This window comes from Burkholderia sp. HI2761, assembly GCF_002223355.1.
Lineage (GTDB): Bacteria > Pseudomonadota > Gammaproteobacteria > Burkholderiales > Burkholderiaceae > Burkholderia.
In genome coordinates this window covers 143,398-160,755 of the sequence record NZ_NKFN01000003.1, presented here as the reverse complement: position 1 = coordinate 160,755, position 17,358 = coordinate 143,398, and the positions used below count along the sequence as shown (strand labels likewise).

Here is a 17,358-nt window from a genome sequence, read left to right as displayed (position 1 = left end):
GAACGTCCTATGCAACGCATCCTCAACGTGCTGACTCATCCGCGTACGCTCTCGATCGTCGGGATCGTCGCGCTAGCGGCCATCCTGTTCATCGTCGCCGACATGCTGCAGTTGCCGCTCCTGTGGGCGGCGATCGCATTCGCGGCGGTCCTCGCGCTGTGGCTCGTCGTCGCGCTGTGGCGCCGCTGGCGCGTGAAGCGCGCGAACCAGCAGCTCGGCCAGGTGCTGGAAGAGCAGGCGGAAACCGGCAAGATCGCCGCACCGGCCGCCGCCGCGCTCGCGCCGGACGCGAAGACGGCCGATCTCGACGTACTGCGCACGCGCCTGTCGGATGCGGTGAAGACGATCAAGACGTCGAAGATCGGCCAGGTGTCGGGCGGCTCCGCGCTGTACGAGCTGCCGTGGTACATCGTGATCGGCAACCCGGCCGCGGGCAAGAGCAGCGCCGTGCTCAACTCCGGCCTGCAGTTCCCGTTCGCGGACAAGAACAGCGCCGTGATCCACGGCATCGGCGGCACGCGTAACTGCGACTGGTTCTTCACGACCGAAGGGATCCTGCTCGACACGGCCGGCCGCTATTCGGTGCACGAGGAAGACCGCAGCGAATGGCTCGGCTTCCTCGGGCTGCTCAAGCGCTACCGTCCGAAGGCGCCGATCAACGGCATCATCGTCACGGCGAGCATCGCCGAACTCACCGGCAACCGCCCCGAATTCGCGATCAACCTCGCGAAGAACCTCCGCCAGCGCGTTCAGGAGCTGACGGAAAAGCTGGAAGTGTTCGCGCCGGTCTACGTGATGTTCACGAAGGCCGACCTGATCACCGGCTTCACCGAATTCTTCAGCAGCAGCGACAAGCACGAGTACGACCGCGTGTGGGGCGCCACCCTGCCCTACGAGCCCGACGACAAGCGTGACGTCGTCGCGCAGTTCGACACGCACTTCGAGGAACTCTACGAAGGGCTGAAGGAAATCAGCGTCGCGCAGCTGTCGCTGTCGCGCGGCAACCAGTTGTCGCCGGGCCAGTTGAGCTTCCCGCTCGAATTCTCGACGATCAAGCCGTCGCTGCGCGCGTTCCTCGCGACGCTGTTCGAGAACAACCCGTTCCAGTACAAGCCGATCTTCCGCGGCTTCTACTTCACCAGCGCGCTGCAGGAAGGCGAAACCAACAGCACGGCCGCGCAGCGCATCGCGCACCGCTTCGGCCTCGACGGAAGCGCGCTGCCGAAGCCGCACAGCGCGTTCTCGAAGAACGGCTTCTTCCTGCGCGACCTGTTCTCGAAGGTGATCTTCGCGGATCGTCAGACGGTGCGCCAGTTTGCGAGCCCGACCAAGACCCGGCTGCGCTACGCGACCTTCTTCGGCTTCGTCGCGGCGCTCGCGCTCGCGCTCGGCGGCTGGACCTGGTCGACGATCGGCAACCAGCAGCTCGTCGCGAACGTGCAGGCCGACCTCGACAACGTCACGCGCCTGCAGCAAGGCCGCAACGACCTGCAGTCGCGCCTGCAGGCGATGGACATCCTCGAGGACCGGATCGAGCAGCTCGAACAGTTCCGCCGCGACAAGCCGATGTCGGTGTCGCTCGGCCTGTACCAGGGCGACCGTCTCGAGCAACACCTGCTGACCGAGTACTACAACGGCGTGCGCCAGATCCTGCTGGCCCCGGTGTCGCAGAACCTCGCGTCGTTCATGAAGGACGTGAACGCGCACCCCGACCAGCTCGTGCCGATGACGCGCCCGCCCGAATCGGGCGCCGTGCAGGGCGGCACGCTGGCGGTCTCGACGAACGCGGCAGGCGCCGCGCCGCAGGCCGGCGCCGTGCTGGCCGCGTCGGCCGCCGCACCGGCCGCCGCCCCGCAACAGGCGGCCGCGCCGCAGGGCGGCCTCTACAGCGACGCGTCGCCGACCAACGTGCAGGACGCCTACAACGCGCTGAAGACGTACCTGATGCTGTCCGACAAGCGTCACGTCGAACAGGCACACCTGACCGACCAGCTCGCCCGCTTCTGGCGCGGCTGGCTCGAGACAAATCGCGGCAACATGCCGCGCGACGAGATGATCAGGAGCGCCGAGCGCATGATCTCGTTCTACCTGTCGCGCGTGAACGACAATGACTGGCCGATGATCGACGCGAACCTCGCGCTCGTCGACCAGACCCGCGAGAACCTGCGCCGCGTGGTGCGCGGCATGCCGGCCCGCCAGCGCGTCTACGAGGAAATCAAGGCCCGCGCGTCGACCCGCTTCGCGCCGATGACCATCGCGCGCATCGTCGGCGACGGCAACCAGGGGCTCGTGGCAGGCAGCTACGCGATTCCGGGCACGTTCACGCGCGAAGCGTGGTTCGACTACGTGCAGCCGGCGATCCGCGACGCGGCGACCAAGGAACTGCAGGCGAAGGACTGGGTGCTCAACACGTCGACGCAGGACGACCTGACGCTCGAGGGCAGCCCCGAGCAGATCCAGAAGACGCTCGTCGGCATGTACAAGACCGAGTACGCGCAGCACTGGCAGAAGTTCATGCAGGGCATCGCGGTACAGGGCTTCACCAGCTTCGGCCAGGCCGTCGACGGGATGAACCGCCTCGGCGATCCGCAGGATTCGCCGATCCGCAAGATCCTCGAGACCGCGTACGACCAGACGTCGTGGGACAACCCGTCGCTCGCGAACGTGACGATCAAGAAGGCGCAGACGGGCGTCGTGAACTGGGTCAAGCAACTGTTCTCGCGCTCGCAGGCCGGCCAGGTGGCGGCGGCCAACATCGACATCAACGGCAATCCGGCCGAGGTGCCGATGGGTCCGATCGGCCAGGAGTTCGTCGGGCTCGCGCGGATCGTCGCGACGCATGACGGCACGTCGATGCTGAAGGGCTACATGGAGTCGCTGTCGAAGGTCCGCACGCGCTTCAACGTGATCAAGAACCAGGGCGACCCGGGGCCGGGCGCGCGCCAGCTGATGCAGCAGACGCTCGACGGCAGCGGTTCGGAACTCGCCGATTCGCTGAAGCTCGTCGACGAGCAGATGCTGACGGGCCTGACCGATTCGCAACGCAAGTCGCTGCGTCCGCTGCTGGTGCGGCCGCTGATGCAGGCGTTCGCGGTCGTGATCCAGCCGGCCAGCGCCGAAGTCAACAAGGTGTGGAACGCGCAGGTCTACCAGCCGTTCCAGAGCTCGCTCGCGACGAAGTACCCGTTCGCGGCGAACGCGAAGGTCGAGGCCGGCGCCGGCGAGATCGCGCAGGTGTTCGGTCCGGACGGCTCGATCGCGAAGTTCGTCGGCACGACGCTCGGGCCGCTCGCGGTGCGCCGCGGCGACACGCTCGCCGCTCGCACGTGGGGCGACATGGGCATCGGGCTCACGCCGGACTTCACGAACGGCTTCGCCCGCTGGGTCGCACCGCTCGCCGGCGGCGCCGCCGGCAGCGCGGCCGCGTCGGCCGAGCCGCAGACCGTGTTCCAGATCCTGCCGCAACCGAGCACGGGCACGACGGAATACACGATCGCGATCGACGGCCAGCAACTGCGCTACCGCAACACGCCGCCGCAGTGGACCAACTTCGTGTGGCCGAACCCGCAGGGCTCGCCGGGCGCGACGCTGTCCGCGACGACCTTCGATGGCCGCACGGTGCAGCTCGTCAACGAGCCGGGCCGCTACGGTCTCGAGAAGCTGATCAACTCGGCGCAGCGCAAGCGCCGCCCGGACGGCACCTTCGACCTGACGTGGGCACAGGGCAGCGTGAACGTGTCGGTGACGATGCGCATCATCAGCACGTCGCAAGCGTCGGCCGGCGGCGGCGACCAGCCGCAGCAGCAGAGCCTGCGCGGCCTGCAACTGCCGTCGTCGGTCGCCGACGCGAGCGCGGGCGCCGCGCAGAACGCGACGCAGTCCGGCACCGGCACGTCCGGTACCGGCACGTCCAGCACCGGCACGCCGGGCGCAGCACCGGCCGTCGCGGCCGCCAACGCAACGAATGCACAGAGGGCGCAATGACGCAAACCGTACAGGCGCAAATCGCCTACTTCGGCAAGATTCCGTCGCGCGGCGACTTCGTGAAGAGCGCGCACAACCCGCAGCTGCTGCAGACGCTCGATCGCTGGATCGCGCAGGCGCTGGAGCTGCTCGCGGAAGATCCGCGCTGGAAGATCGTCTACGAGGACGCGAAGCCGATGCATTTCGCGTTCCTCGGCTCGCGCAGCAAGCTCGCGATCGCGGGCCACATGGTCGCGAGCCACGACGTGTCGATGCGCCGCTTCCCGTTCCTCGGCGCAACCGCGCTCGAGGTCGACCGGCCGCTCGCGTTCCTCGCGCGCAGCCCGCTCGCGTTCGCGCGGCTGTGGTCGCGCGTCGCCACGCAGATCCCGCCGTTGCTCGGCAAGGAAGAGCCGCCCGGCGCGCTGCAGGCGCTCGGCGACACGCAGGTGCCGATCGACATCGGCGGCCCCGGCACGTCGCATGACGGCACCTTCAACGATTTCGTCGAACACCAGTCGCTGTACGGCCTGCAGGAGATGCTGCTCGAAAGCGGTCATCCGGTGCGGCTGCGCGGCGCGATGCTCGCGCTCGGCTCGCTGCTGCGGCCGGTGATGCAGAGCGGCTCGTCGCACATCGAGCGCGGCCTCACGCTGCCGCTGCCGGTGGATCCGTTCTACCGCAGCCTCGTCGCCGCGTTCTGGCTCGAGCTGATCGCGCCGTTCGTCGCGCAGGCCGACTTCGAGCTCGCGATCTTCATCGGCTCGATCGCCGAGCGCGAACGGCTCGTCATCGGCTTCAACGGTGCCTCGGCGAAAACACTGCTGAGCGTCGTCGACCCGCAGACCTACGCCGCCCACAACATCGACATCGACGATCCCGAGTGGATCGACGCCCATGCGCAAAACGATCATCAGATCAGCAAGCTCGTCAGCTACCTCGACCAACCGCAACTCTCGCTGCGCGTCGCCATCGACGCGTTCCGCGAAGCGTTCATCGGAGGCTGACGGGATGCATCGCATGAATCACGCACGACGCGCAGGCGTTTCGACCGCCCTCGCCGCGCTGTTCGCGGCCGGCCTCGTCGCGAGCGGCGCGGCCTTCGCGCAGAACACCGGCGCGACCGTCACGCCGGTCGGCAACGGCTCGGTCGCGACGACCGCGCTGCCGCAGGCCGGCTCGAATGCCGGCGGCGCGTCCGGCACGGTGGTGCACGGCACGGCCGGTACCCTCACGCCGCCGCCCGCGAACGCGGCGCCCGGCCAGGTGGTCGTCGGCGGCAAGGTGCCCGACGAAGCGACCAAGGCGGCGGTGCTGCAGAAGCTGCGCGATACCTACGGCGCGACGAACGTCGTCGACCAGATCGAGGTGGGCGACGTCGCGACGCCGCCGAACTGGAGCGCGAACGTGCAGAAGCTGCTCGGCGCGCAGCTCAAGCAGATCAGCAAGGGTCAGCTGAAGATCAACGGCACGCAGATCGAGATGAAGGGCGAGGTGCACAACGAGGCGCAGCGCCAGCAGCTCGCGAGCGACATGGCGAACACGCTGAACCCGACGTACACGATCAAGAACGGGCTGCGCGTGTCGGCGTCCGAACAGGGCGTGCTCGACCAGACGCTCGCGAACCGGACGATCGAGTTCGAGACCGGCAGCGCGACGCTGACGCCGCAGGGCAAGCTGATCCTCGACCAGATGGCGGCAGCGCTCGTGAAGATGCAGAACCGCACGGTCGACATCATCGGCCACACCGACAACTCGGGGAACCGGACGTCGAACATCGCGCTGAGCCAGGCGCGTGCGGATGCGGTGAAGGGTTACCTGATCACGAAGAGCATTCCGCCGCAGCAGATGACGACGACGGGCGTCGGGCCGGATCAGCCGATCGCGCCGAATGATACGGCGGAGGGAAGGGCGAGGAATCGGAGGATCGAGTTCCGGGTGGGGCAGTAGGCGAGCCGCAGCTGGCTCCATCGCGAGCCGGTGTGCGATCCGATGCGGGCGGCAGCAGCAATGCGCCGCCCGTTTTCGGTTAACGGCCGCCGTCAATGGGACGGTGTCGCGCCGCCATTGTAGTCCCGCGCCCACTCCTCGCTCTGCTTGGCCACCTGGTCAATACGTGCGGCGGCAAGATCGTCCTTCTTGCGCTTCTTTGCTTCCTTTTCGAAATCGGACGAACCGAATTCGTCCTTGTCTCGTGCGGCACCACGGCGTATGTCGATTTGATCATGCTTGCCCACTTGCCAATTGCCGCTCGAACGTCAATCCCGAGCCCGAGCATCTCTCCCATGCTGCTTCTTCTCCACATGTGGCGGCGGTATCAGCCCATCAGGAATCGTCGGCACAATGACCGGCTCAAACCTGTCGGTCGTCAACGCAAACAGTACATTCTTCGATAGCGACTGCATCGACTTTGCAAACATACCCGGCTGAGCAGCGGCCGTCTGCAAGACTCGCTGAATCTCCGGATGCGCATCGAACCGCTTGTTCACAAGCAAGCTGTAGTACGCGTACTGTTCGAGATCGCTCCGATCGGTCAGGTGGTATTTCAGCCATGCGCCAGCAACGATGCGAGCGACGCGTCGATGCGACTGTCCATCCGTGTCGTCAAACTTCTCGTCGAGTTTCGTTTGATAGTGAGTGACCATCCATCGCGACACCTCGACGATCGGAACGCGTGAATCGTCCAGAAGTCCACCGGGAAACTGAAGCTCGACGTGACGATCGGGGTAAAAATGAACTTCGAGAACACGACTTCCAACCTCGCCGGGAATGGGCGAAGGCGACATCACGACCTTCGTCTCGCTCTGCTGCATATGCGAGTCTTCCTGTGTCCAACGATCCGCATCGTAGTACCTCCACCGGACCGTGAACTCAGTTCCCTTGAGCTTGTAGCAACATGCCACGCTTCCTCCACCAGCACCGGGTGGATCATCTCCCCCGCCGCCCGCCTGGTTTCCATATGCATCGGTAATGGTGAAACCGTCCATGTTGTACGGCAGATAATTCCGGCCGATCACCGAAATCCCGCTATACGCGGGTTCCGACTTGCCGCATGCTGCCATGGTCGTCACCAACAGGCACCCTGCCACTACGCGGCTCGCCGACCTCGAAAAATCCACGGCCCTATTCATTGATGTTTTCCTTCCAACCGCGCCGTTCGTTCACCACCCGCGGCGGCGGCAACAGGCCTGCGGAAATGGGCGGCACGGCCACCGCCGTGAATTCATCGCTTCTCAACTCGGACAGAACGCTCTTCGGCAGTGCCTGCATCGAAGTCGCGAATGCGCCCGACCGGCCTGCTGTGCTTTGCAAGATGCGCTGGACCTCGGGATGCGCATCGAATCGATCGTTGACGAGCAAACTGAAATACGCGTACCGATTCAAATCATCACGATCAGTCAAACGGTATTTCAACCACGCAGATGCAACGACGCGAACGATGCGACGAAACTGCTGATCCTCACGCTCGTCGTAGCGCTTGTTCAACTGCTCCTGGTAGTGACTCGATATCCAACGTGACACATCGATCATCGGAATGCGCGATTCATCCATCAGCGCGCCAGGAAACTGAAGCTCGACGTGACGATCCGGATAGAAATGAACTTCGAGAACTCGATCACCGATCTTCTCCGGAACCTGCGACGGAGACAACGTAGCCTTTGCCTCGGCGTGAAGCGTTTCCTCGTTGCCTTTGTGCCACTGGTCGACGTCGACATAATTCCATTTGACCGTGAACTCGGTACCTTGGAGCTTGTAGCAACAAGTCACCCCCCCTCCGCCACCCGGCAAGCTATTCCCTCCGCTTGCTTTGTTTCCGGAAGCATCGTTGATCGTAAATCCATCTATGTTGTACGGCAGATAGTTGTGAGCGGTAACCGAAACACCGCTATACGTCGGCTCCGACTGGTTGCATGCCGCCACGGCGGCCACGAGCAAACACCCCGCGAGCACGCGACTCACCATACTCGAACATCTCATTGCTCTACTCATTGAGTTTTCCTTCCGAATATTGCCCGCATGCCCTGCCGACGTATAGATTGCATTGGTTTCGCTCACTCGTGTCGTCAGACGAGTCCGTCTCTCGTTGCCCGAACTGCTCTCGATGCAATCAGCCATGCCGCGCAGCGTCCGCATGTGGCGACGGTATCAGCCCATCGAGAATCATCGACACGACGACCAGCTCAAACCTGCCGCTCGTCACCGCAGACGGTACATTTTTCGATAGCGACTGCATCGATCTTGCGAACATCCCTGGCTGGAGCCCAGAAGCCCACCAAGAAACTGAATGGCGGCCGCGCTCGCGAAGATGCAGAACCGCACGGTCGACATCATCGGCCACACCGACAACTCGGGGAACCGGACGTCGAACATCGCGCTGAGCCAGGCGCGTGCGGATGCGGTGAAGGGTTATCTGATCACGAAGAGCATTCCGCCGCAGCAGATGACGACGACGGGCGTCGAGCCGGATCAGCCGATCGCGCCGAACGATACGGCCGACGGGCACGCGAGGAATCGGAGGATCGAGTTCAGGGTGGGGCAGTGAGGTGGCGGGGGGCTCGCAGTGAGTCGCCCCCGTACGATCGGGGGCGTTAGCTGTGCGGAAAGCGATGCACGTCGTGCAATAACGTCAATGCGCAGGGGGCGTCCCCTTGTAGCCTCTCGCCCGTTGCTGACTTTGCTTGCTCGCCTGTTCGACCCGTTCGGCGGTGAGATCGTCGTTCCTGCGCTGCTTGTCTTCCTTCGCGTAGTTCGTCGTTCCGAACACGTCCTTGTCCCGTGTCCTGAAGTACAGTGATGGTGCGAGCACGTGATCCTGCCAGCTCGTCAGCAACGTATCGTGAACAAGCATGTCGAACAGCGCCATCACCTCGGACGGAAGCGGGTTCTTTCCCGCATACCCCTGCTGCCAAGCCTTGACGAGTGCAATTTCGTCCTCCTTCAGCTCGACGTGGCTTGCAAGCGCCGGCGCGAGGAACAGCGGCGTATAGGTAAGCTTGTTGTTGAACGACTGCACGAAGCGGCGCTGTTGCCGTGCCTCGTATTCCGGTCGCATTTTCTCCCACTTGCCAGTCATCTCCTTCGCCTCGTTATCGAGGCGCTGCCAGACCGTCGTGTAGTTGCTTGGCGGGACGTCCTTCCATAGATCGTTGTAACGCTTATCCGCCACCTGCTTCGCGAGCTTCAGCTTCTGGATCTCGGGCGTGTCCATCCGCTTGCTGCCCATCATTGCCCAGTCGAGCTTCGCTTTTGCGTCACGTCGGTCGTAGTCGGCCTTTTCGACGTCCTTGCGCCACTCGGTCGCTGGGTCGGTCACGGAATGACGGAATTCCGGATCCTGGTACCGCATGGCGATCCAGCGCAGAAATACCTCCGCATGCGGCAGAAAGTTCACGCCTTGCGTATCCGGAACGACCTTGCGGTACGCATCGACAAGCGCCTTGATCTTGTATTGCTTGCCTTCATAGGTGATCGGCGTCGCAATCGAGAAGCGGCTGAATACGTCAGGTCTCCGCTTGGCCAGCGTTTCCATGTCGAGGAGCGCACTGCCGGCCTTGAGCGCTTCGAACAGCATGTCCCTGAGCGGAACACGCATCAGCTCCGCATTGAAGCCTAACGAGCCATGCAGCGAACCGCCCGCTACATCGCTGCTCGTTCCCGGATAGAGCCGCTGCTCGGCGCGGGTCTTTTCCAGGCTGTCGAGACGCTGGTACATGCGCATCTCGTGAGCGGCGGCGAAATGCACGCATCGCTGGACACTCGCCGGCACGGCAAGCGACCGGTCCTTGTAATTCGGCTTGATGGTCCCGAGAAACGGAAGGATGCCGATAATCTCGCCAGCCTCTTCCGACATGATCGACGACACCGCATCCAGCAAACCGACGAATTTTATTTCAAGCGAAATGCCATCGAGCGCAAGATCCTGATCGTCCCGGCGCTTGTACTTGGTAGCCAGATCATTGACGAACGCGCGCGCGAGCACGCAGCCGCGGTCTGCGCCAAACACTGATACTTCGATCTTTCGAATCTTCGACATCTGTCCCTTGACCGCCTCGACCGCTTTTTCCAGCTGGTCCTGCGCGGCGACGAGCCGTGAATCGACGCCAGTACCGAAGTAGACGCTCATCACTTGCGAATCACGCACGATCGGTACGTTTTCGATCGCGATTCCCGTAATGACCTGACGGACTGTCGATTGCACGATCTTGAGCGGATTGTGCTTCAGATCGTTCTTCGCGTTCCGAAACACCGCGATGCCGCCCGCCTTCGTGCGCTCCCATATCCGCTCCGGCGATGCGTCCAGCACATTCGCGATGCGGCGCGCGGTTCGAGGAATGTTCTGGATGTCTTTCTTGAAATCGTTGAAAGCATTCAGCATCGGCCGAAACGAAAACTCTGCAGCGGACTGCTTCGCTGCCGTCGTCGCGCGACTTTTCACATCCAGTTGCTTGATCGGCTGGTTCACGCGTGCGACCGACTCTGCCACGCCTTTTGCTGCGGCGAGCGCATTCTTGCCGACCATGTTCGCCGCAGCGAGGCCGGCATTGAGCCAGTCGTTCGATTTGGCATCCGCGTTGAGGTCCGTACCGAGGCCCGAATAGTAAAGTCGGAACCAGAACTGATTCACGGGACGGTCGACGTCCATGTTGGTACGGTGCGCATCGAAAAGACGCGAGATGTTCGAGTACAGTCCGCTATCCGGATCGTCTTCGTCCTTGCTGCGACCGAACGCATCGAAGAATACGCCGATACGGATCGTTGCCCCACACGGCAGACAGTCCCCCTTCGGATAGTTGTCAGCCGCCATCTTGTCGACTGCCATGCGAACGCTCTGCGGCGTAGCATCATCCGGATCGAGTCGAATTGCGTTTCGATCGTTAGCTCCGGCCATTGCTATTCTCCTCACGTGGGGGCGGCACCAGCCCCGCAGGAATCGACGGCACCGCAACCGCCTGGAATCGGTTCTGCCCAAGGTCCCTAGCAACCGTCGGCGGCAGGGTTGCCGCCGCCTTCGCGAATGCGCCCGGCTTCCCCTTGCTCGATTGGATGAGTTTCTGCACTTCCGGGTGGGCGTCGAACCGCGGATTCACCAGAAGCGCGTAATACGCGTATTGCTCGAGGTCGCTGCGATCGGTGAAGCGGTATTTGAGCCAAGCCTCCGCAACGGCTCTCGAAATCCGGCGATGCGACTGGGCATCGTTGTCCTCGTATTTCTTGTCGAGCCGCTTTCCGTATCTTTTCGTCAGGTCACGCGAAACCTCCACAATCGGCAATCGCGTACTTCCCAGCATCTCGCCGGGAAAAGCCAGTTCGACATGACGATCGGGGTAGAAGTGAACCTCGAGAATGCGCGAGCCGATCGAATCCGGCGCCTTGGTCAGCGGCAACGAGACAGCCGCCTCCGCCTGCTGTTTTTTCACCTGCTCGCCCGGCCGCCAGTCGTCCGCATCGTAATACGTCCACTGAACCTTGAAATCGGTGCCTTTCAGCAAGTAACAGCAGGCGATGCTGCCTTCCCCAGCCCCGGGCTCCAGATCACCACCTCCGCGTGCCTTGTTGCCAAACTGATCGGTAATCGTGAACCGAACAAGGTTGTACGGCAGGTAGTTCAGTGCCTCTGTTGAAATGCTCGCGTAGGTCGGATCAGACTTGCTGCATGCCGCCATCGACACGAACAGCAAGCTCACCGCGGCGACTCGCAATGCAGCGGACAACCGTCCGCCAGCCGTGCGCATGGTGTGACGGCCGGGAACAGCCGCATGGAATTTCAGTGCAGTGTGTTGCATGCGATCAGGCATAAGCATTCTCTTCACATAGCCGCGACAAGATGCCGTCGACGACACGGCGACCTGTCGACTAGCTCAATATTGTCGTTCGTCAATTCGAACAGCGGCCGCTTTGGCATCCACTCTGCCGTTACATCCGGTATGTCGACTGCTCCCGTGCTGCCTCCCTCGTACGCCACGGCGGCAGCAAGCCGTCTGGAATCGCCGGGACGGTCACCGCATTGAAGTTGTCGTTCGTCAACTCAGATAACACGTTTCTTGATAGAGATCGCATCGAAGTCGCGAACGCGCCGGGTTGATGGGCAGCCGCTTTCAAGACTCGCTGAATTTCCGGATGCGCATCGAATCGACTATTCACCAGCAAGTCGTAGTATGCGTACTGCTTCAAGTCATCAGACTCAGTCAGCCGGTACTTCAACCACGCTGCAGAAAGGACGCGAACGATGCGCCGATACTGCTGATCCTCGCGCTCGTCGTAGCGCTTGTTCAACTGCTCCTGGTAGTGACTCGATATCCAGTGAGACACGTCGATCATCGGAATGCGGGAATCATCCATTGGCGCAGCGGGAAACTGAAGTTCAACGTGACGATCCGGATAAAAATGAACCGCGACAATTCGTGTCCCTACGTTCTTCGGAACCTTTGACGGAGGCAACGCGACCGTTGCTTCGGCATGAAACGTCTGCTCGTCGCCTTTATGCCACTGGTCAACATCGTAGTAGTCCCACTTGACCGTGAAAACGGTCCCCTTGAGTTGATAGCAGCAAGTAACGCCCCCGCCACCGCCCGGCATGCTGTCGCCACCGCCACTAGCCTTGTTGCCGTATGCGTCAACGATCGTGAACTTGTCCAGGTTATAGGGTAGATAGTTCTGGGCCATGACCGAAATCCCGCTGTAGGTCGGCTCCGACTTCCCGCATGCGGTCATGGCCACCGCGAGCAAGCACCCTGCCAGAACACGACTCGCCAGACTCGACACCCTCATTGCTCTATTCATTGATGTTTCCCTTCCGAATCGCGACCGACCCGCCATGCCAACATCGAGCAGCCCCAACCATCCGAATATCCTCAGCGACAAGCCACTAAGCGCGCCGCACCTATTTCCGTCGCCGCGCGTCAATCGCGCCGACGTCCACGTGTCATCAATCCCGCTCGTCCACATCGAAAATTTCATACGAGACGCGCCCGATACGATCAGCCACGCCGTGCATCCTCTGCACGCGGTGACGGCAACAAGCCATCGGGTATCGCCGGCACCACCACCGCTTCGAACTCGTCGTTCGTCAACGCGGACAATACGCTCTTCGGCAGCGATTGCATCGATTGCGCGAACATCCCGGGCTTGCTGGCGACCGACTGCAGGATGCGCTGAACCTCCGGGTGCGCATCGAATCGACTATTCACCAGCAAGTCGTAGTACGCGTACTGCTTCAAATCATCGAGATCAATCAGCCGGTATTTCAACCATGCCGCCGCAACGACGCGCGCAACGCGACGAAACTGCTGGTCCTCGCGTTCGTCGTATCGCTTGTCTAGCCGAGCCTGAAACTGCTTCATCCACCTGACGACATCGACCATTGGCAATCGATCGTTATCCAGCATCTCGCCGAGGAACTGGAGCTCAACGTGCCGATCTGGAAAGAAGTGGACTTCGAGAATCCGGGCACCAACATTGTCGGGGGACTGCGACGGTGGCATCGATACCTTCGCGTCGCCACGGAACATCCGCTCGTCACCCTTATGCCACTGGTCGACATCGTAGTAGTTCCACTCGACGACAAACTCCGTGCCCTTGAGCTTGTAGCAGCACTTCAAACTCCCCCCGCCTGCGCCGGGCGGATCGTCGCCCCCACCGTGGGCCTTGTTTCCATACGCGTCAGTCACGGTAAACCCGTCCATGTTGTACGGCAGATAATTCCGGCCCATCACCGAAATCCCGCTATACACCGGCTCCGACTTGCCGCATGCGCTCAAGGCCATCGCGAACAGGCACACCACCGCCACCGACTTACGCCACGCCACTGCGCACCTCCAGCAATTCCCGCTCGTGCGCATCGCGAATCGCATCCCACGTCGCGTCGTCGATCGTCGCCAGCGCGTCATTGAGCGTCGTCTCTCCATGAGCCACGGCCCCCAGGCACGCCCGTACCGCCGGATGTTCGTCGAACCGGGGCCCAACCAGCACGCCCGTCATCACGTAGCACTGCAATTCCGCTTCTTCGGCGATTCCGCGCGCAGTTGCACGATCGAGTTGCTCGACAACCTGGTCATACAGTTGCGCATCGGACAGATGGTCGACCACGGCCGCCATCGTCTCCCGAAACTTCAGCACGAGCTTGTCCGGATACCCGAGTTCGATCAACTGCGCATGCTGCTGCTCGCTCAAGCCCGGCGCATCGCCGGCCAACGCCGTGCCTTCGATCAACGGCATGTCATTACGCCACACGACTTCCTCAAGCCGCCGATCGCGGTAGCGAATCTCGTCGAACGGCGCAACGAACTGCCGCGCCTGCGCATCGCTCCACACCTGCCGGAGCCGCCCGAACACATGGTTGTCGAAGAAGAACAGGTAGTACGCGCGGCCATTCGGCAACGTGTACTTCACGTACTGGCGCAGATGCGCGTCGAGTGCATCGAACGACCACGCCGAGCACAACCACGTCACCGCATGCAGATCGACCGCGTCCAGCCACAGTTGCCGCAGCACGCGATGCTGCTCGGTGTTCTCGTCGTCGAGCGCGTGCCGGTCGAACGCGATCAGGTACGGTGCGATATCCGTATAGGCCTCCAGCCCGGTATCGGCCCAAAGCGACGCATGACGCAGCCCGCGCACGGCTGCAAGCTGCGTGTCCAACTCCTGATAACCGCGCGTATCGACGAGCACGTAAAGCTTCATCGCTCTACCGTCGTCAGCCTTGCGCTCCAGCGATGCCTTCAGTGTCTCGAGGAATACCGGCCATTCAGGCTCGCGCGGATTCGGCAGATCCGCGGCCACCTCGATGGCGTCATCCGTATCGTTGACTTCGTTCATCAATCCGCCTCGACCATCGACTCGCGCCCGCTATGCGCATTCAGTACGCATTGCTTGCACGTACCGCCCGGCATCGCGGGCAGCGGATACGGCATGCTCGTCGGGCCGCTGAACTGGTGCTGGGCACCCTTGAAATCGATCTTCCCGGGCGCATGAATCTCGATGTTGCCGCCCTTGATCCGGATATAGGCGCCGCCGGACGTCAGCAGGATCTCCTGCTTGGCGGCCACGTCGACATTCTCTGTCGCCGACACCATCTTCACGGCCTTCTGCGCGGTAAGCTCGACACTGTCCGCGTGCGCCTGAACCTCGACCTTGCCCTTCGCGGCGAACAACTTCATCCCGGCATTCTGCGCGAAGAAGCTGATGCGATCCCGGATGCCGGCAATCAGCGACTTGCCGCTGGTGATGAACGTGCTTTCGCCACTGACGATATTGGTCTGCCGGTCACTCGCCAGATGCACCGACTGCTGCGACGCCATCCCGATCCCCGACGGGCTCGCGAACAGCATCACCGGCTCCTTGAACGCATTCGCATTACCGGTCCCGCCGCCCGCCGTCCTGCCGCCCGAGGTCGCGCCCGCCACGCTGTTCTGCGTCGCGTCGGTGAATTGCTTCAGCGCATCGTGACCGGTGCCGAGACTCTCCGCCTGATGCATCTCGCTGACCTGCGACATCGATTCCAGCAACCCTTCCGCATTGACGAGCTGCTGCCGCGCTTCGCTCGCATCGAGCGGCTGGCTGTTCGCCTGCTTCGGATGCGTCGTGACATACAGCCCCTGCCCGGCACGCACGGCGCCATACGCATCCGTCCGCAAGTCGAACCCCGAACCGAGGTACGCGCCCCGCGTGTTGCCGTTCTGCTCGATCAGATAGCCGAGATGCAGCATCGAATTCGCACTGCTGCTGAACAGGCGCGCCCGGTTCTGCCCGGTCGCGTCGTCGAGCACCATCTCGTTGTGACCCGATCCCGCATACTCCTTCGACCGGAAACCCGACAGGATCCCGTCGCTATGCCACTGCGGCTTGGCGGCCCCGTTGTAGACGCGATGCATCACGATCGGCCGGTCGCAGTCCCCGCCGATGTAGCCGATCATCACTTCCTCGCCGACCCGCGGAATATGGACGCCGCCGTAACCGCCGCCGGTATCCGACTGCACGACGCGCATCCAGCACGACGCGTTTTCGCGGCCTTCGCTCTGCCGGTCCCAGACGAACATGACCTTGATCCGGTTCAGTTCGTCCGTATGAACCTCCTCGCCCTTCGGCCCGACGACGACGGCCGTTTCGAGCTGCATCGCGGGCTTCCGGTGCTCGAACGGGCTGCGATACGGCACGGCCGCGCGTTGTGCTTCGACTTCGACGAGATAGAACCCGGCCGAACCGTCGTCATGCCCAACTTCGAATGCAGCCGCTTCGCCATGACCGGCTTTCGCCTGTGCCAGCCGTCCCTGCAAGCTATGCGGGAAATTCGCTTCGTGGTCCGAGATCGGCAGGTTGTTCTCGATGTATCGCGACACCTTCAGTGCCGCGAATTCCCGGTCTTGCGCGGCATCGCGGCCGTGCTCGGGGTGATCCGTCAGCGTGAAGCGCCGCCCGGCATCGATCCCCCGCACGCCGCCCACGCCGAAGAAGCGCTTCGCGCGCGACTCCCATTCCTCGAGACGAATCTTCGACAGATGTTCGCCGCGATCCTGTCCCGCATACGTATACGCACCGGTGTATTCGTAGATTTCCGCCTGATCCGGCAGATCCCCCTGGCCGGCCTTCGTCGGCAACGTCGTACCGTTCGGATTGCCCGGCGAGGACGGCGACTTGTAGTCGAAGGTACGCGTCGCGTGCAGCGTACTCTGCAACGTCCGCGATGCCGCCCATTGCGTGAAACCCGCAGTCTCCGTGCCCGCTCCCGAATGGTCGAATCTGACGGTTTTCGGCGACAGTTCATCGACCGCATGCAGGTCGTCGGTAATGACCAGCGTGTGCGCGTTGCCGTCGTCGCTGTGCCGCCAGAAGCCAAATAGCCCTTCGTCTTCCATCAGGCGATGCACGAAGTTCCAGTCGGTTTCGCTCTGGCGGCAGTACGAACGCAACGGCAGCGGCTTCGACAACGCGAACTGATACTGCCCCTTGGCCTGAGGATGCGCGTCGAACACGTCGGCCAGGATCGTATCGACACGCTCGTCCTGCCAGTACCGCATGTCGCTGCGGAACTTGAGGAAGTGCATCCACGACGCGAAAGTCAGCTGGTAGCTCGACAAGCTACCGTCCGCACCAAGCCGACGCGCCGTATGGATATAGCCGTTGATCGGAAGATACGACTTGTCCGCCTGCTGGATCCACAGCGTCATCGGCTTCGCGATCAGCGTCTTGAGCTCGACGTCGCTCGCGGTGGAGACCAGGTCCAGCTCGACGCTGAAGTCGCGCCCGAGCTCCGAAGAGGTCACGGCGCGGCGCGGCACGAGTGCATTGTTCGGCAACGACGGAATGTCCGCCTTCAGCAGGCGATCCTGCTGAATCAGGCCGCCGCGAATCGCCTGTGCGAGTTCGGTCACGTTCATGCGTCAATCCATGTTCTTGTCT

The 17,358-nt window shown here is 62.7% G+C and carries 12 protein-coding genes and 1 pseudogene; 4 read left to right on the top strand and 9 right to left on the bottom strand.

The annotated features are described in order from the left end of the window. Positions 1-9: 9 nt before the first annotated feature. The 3 genes from tssM to CFB46_RS06220 are packed head-to-tail and all read left to right on the top strand — an operon-like array spanning position 10 to position 5,913. Positions 10-3,984 carry a type VI secretion system membrane subunit TssM gene (gene tssM, locus CFB46_RS06230; protein WP_089499527.1) on the top strand — a complete coding sequence of 1,325 codons (3,975 nt, stop codon included), beginning with the start codon at positions 10-12 and terminating at the stop codon, positions 3,982-3,984. Next, positions 3,981-4,970, top strand: a complete 990-nt coding sequence (gene tagF / locus CFB46_RS06225) for a type VI secretion system-associated protein TagF (protein ID WP_027783394.1) — start codon at positions 3,981-3,983, stop codon at positions 4,968-4,970. Before tssM ends, tagF begins: the two co-directional genes overlap by 4 nt. Before the next feature lie 4 nt (positions 4,971-4,974). After that, complete coding sequence (locus CFB46_RS06220) at positions 4,975-5,913, top strand: OmpA family protein (protein WP_089499526.1); 939 nt, start codon at positions 4,975-4,977, stop codon at positions 5,911-5,913. Positions 5,914-6,005: 92 nt separating this feature from the next. On the opposite strand, the gene CFB46_RS06215 is transcribed toward CFB46_RS06220, so the two are convergent. From CFB46_RS06215 to CFB46_RS06205, 3 genes are all read right to left on the bottom strand, one after another. After that, a complete protein-coding gene (locus tag CFB46_RS06215) occupies positions 6,006-6,200 on the bottom strand; it encodes a hypothetical protein (RefSeq protein WP_089499525.1) in 195 nt (64 codons plus the stop codon). Positions 6,201-6,221: 21 nt separating this feature from the next. Beyond that, positions 6,222-7,025: a hypothetical protein gene (locus tag CFB46_RS06210; protein ID WP_179235045.1), complete on the bottom strand. Its 804-nt coding sequence runs from the start codon at positions 7,023-7,025 to the stop codon at positions 6,222-6,224. 61 nt (positions 7,026-7,086) lie between these two features. Then, entirely contained in the window at positions 7,087-7,953 is an 867-nt protein-coding gene (locus CFB46_RS06205; RefSeq protein ID WP_373558182.1) for a DUF3304 domain-containing protein, read from the bottom strand. Positions 7,954-8,248: 295 nt separating this feature from the next. Here CFB46_RS06205 and CFB46_RS06200 point away from each other — a divergent pair. Next, positions 8,249-8,506: pseudogene (locus tag CFB46_RS06200) on the top strand (OmpA family protein); the annotation flags it as partial. Between the two features lie 84 nt (positions 8,507-8,590). Here CFB46_RS06200 and CFB46_RS06195 read toward each other — a convergent pair. The 6 genes from CFB46_RS06195 to CFB46_RS06170 all read right to left on the bottom strand — a co-directional run bounded on the left by CFB46_RS06195 (position 8,591) and on the right by CFB46_RS06170 (position 17,336). Continuing rightward, positions 8,591-10,852 (bottom strand): DUF2235 domain-containing protein, encoded by a 2,262-nt coding sequence (locus CFB46_RS06195; protein ID WP_089499522.1) that lies wholly within the window; start codon positions 10,850-10,852, stop codon positions 8,591-8,593. Then, positions 10,839-11,759, bottom strand: a complete 921-nt coding sequence (locus CFB46_RS06190) for a DUF3304 domain-containing protein (RefSeq protein WP_034185457.1) — start codon at positions 11,757-11,759, stop codon at positions 10,839-10,841. The genes CFB46_RS06195 and CFB46_RS06190 overlap by 14 nt, the downstream gene beginning before the upstream one ends. A gap of 118 nt (positions 11,760-11,877) precedes the next feature. Next, entirely contained in the window at positions 11,878-12,732 is an 855-nt protein-coding gene (locus CFB46_RS06185) for a DUF3304 domain-containing protein (RefSeq protein ID WP_027783387.1), read from the bottom strand. Between the two features lie 209 nt (positions 12,733-12,941). Further along, a complete protein-coding gene (locus CFB46_RS06180) occupies positions 12,942-13,727 on the bottom strand; it encodes a hypothetical protein (protein WP_179235044.1) in 786 nt (261 codons plus the stop codon). Between the two features lie 28 nt (positions 13,728-13,755). Continuing rightward, entirely contained in the window at positions 13,756-14,778 is a 1,023-nt protein-coding gene (locus CFB46_RS06175) for a DUF4123 domain-containing protein (protein ID WP_089499520.1), read from the bottom strand. Beyond that, positions 14,778-17,336 (bottom strand): type VI secretion system Vgr family protein, encoded by a 2,559-nt coding sequence (locus tag CFB46_RS06170; protein ID WP_089499519.1) that lies wholly within the window; start codon positions 17,334-17,336, stop codon positions 14,778-14,780. The genes CFB46_RS06175 and CFB46_RS06170 overlap by 1 nt, the downstream gene beginning before the upstream one ends. Between the last annotated feature and the right edge of the window lie 22 nt (positions 17,337-17,358).

What these genes read in the sequence shown, in the direction of transcription:
- CFB46_RS06170 (WP_089499519.1), bottom strand. Translation starts at nt 17,336, where the DNA reads ATGAACGTGACCGAACTCGCACAGGCGATTCGCGGCGGCCTGATTCAG.
- CFB46_RS06220 (WP_089499526.1), top strand. Translation starts at nt 4,975, where the DNA reads ATGCATCGCATGAATCACGCACGACGCGCAGGCGTTTCGACCGCCCTC.
- CFB46_RS06175 (WP_089499520.1), bottom strand. Translation starts at nt 14,778, where the DNA reads ATGAACGAAGTCAACGATACGGATGACGCCATCGAGGTGGCCGCGGAT.
- tagF (WP_027783394.1), top strand. Translation starts at nt 3,981, where the DNA reads ATGACGCAAACCGTACAGGCGCAAATCGCCTACTTCGGCAAGATTCCG.
- tssM (WP_089499527.1), top strand. Translation starts at nt 10, where the DNA reads ATGCAACGCATCCTCAACGTGCTGACTCATCCGCGTACGCTCTCGATC.
- CFB46_RS06205 (WP_373558182.1), bottom strand. Translation starts at nt 7,953, where the DNA reads ATGAGTAGAGCAATGAGATGTTCGAGTATGGTGAGTCGCGTGCTCGCG.
- CFB46_RS06180 (WP_179235044.1), bottom strand. Translation starts at nt 13,727, where the DNA reads ATGGCCTTGAGCGCATGCGGCAAGTCGGAGCCGGTGTATAGCGGGATT.
- CFB46_RS06195 (WP_089499522.1), bottom strand. Translation starts at nt 10,852, where the DNA reads ATGGCCGGAGCTAACGATCGAAACGCAATTCGACTCGATCCGGATGAT.
- CFB46_RS06210 (WP_179235045.1), bottom strand. Translation starts at nt 7,025, where the DNA reads ATGGCAGCATGCGGCAAGTCGGAACCCGCGTATAGCGGGATTTCGGTG.
- CFB46_RS06190 (WP_034185457.1), bottom strand. Translation starts at nt 11,759, where the DNA reads ATGCCTGATCGCATGCAACACACTGCACTGAAATTCCATGCGGCTGTT.
- CFB46_RS06185 (WP_027783387.1), bottom strand. Translation starts at nt 12,732, where the DNA reads ATGAGGGTGTCGAGTCTGGCGAGTCGTGTTCTGGCAGGGTGCTTGCTC.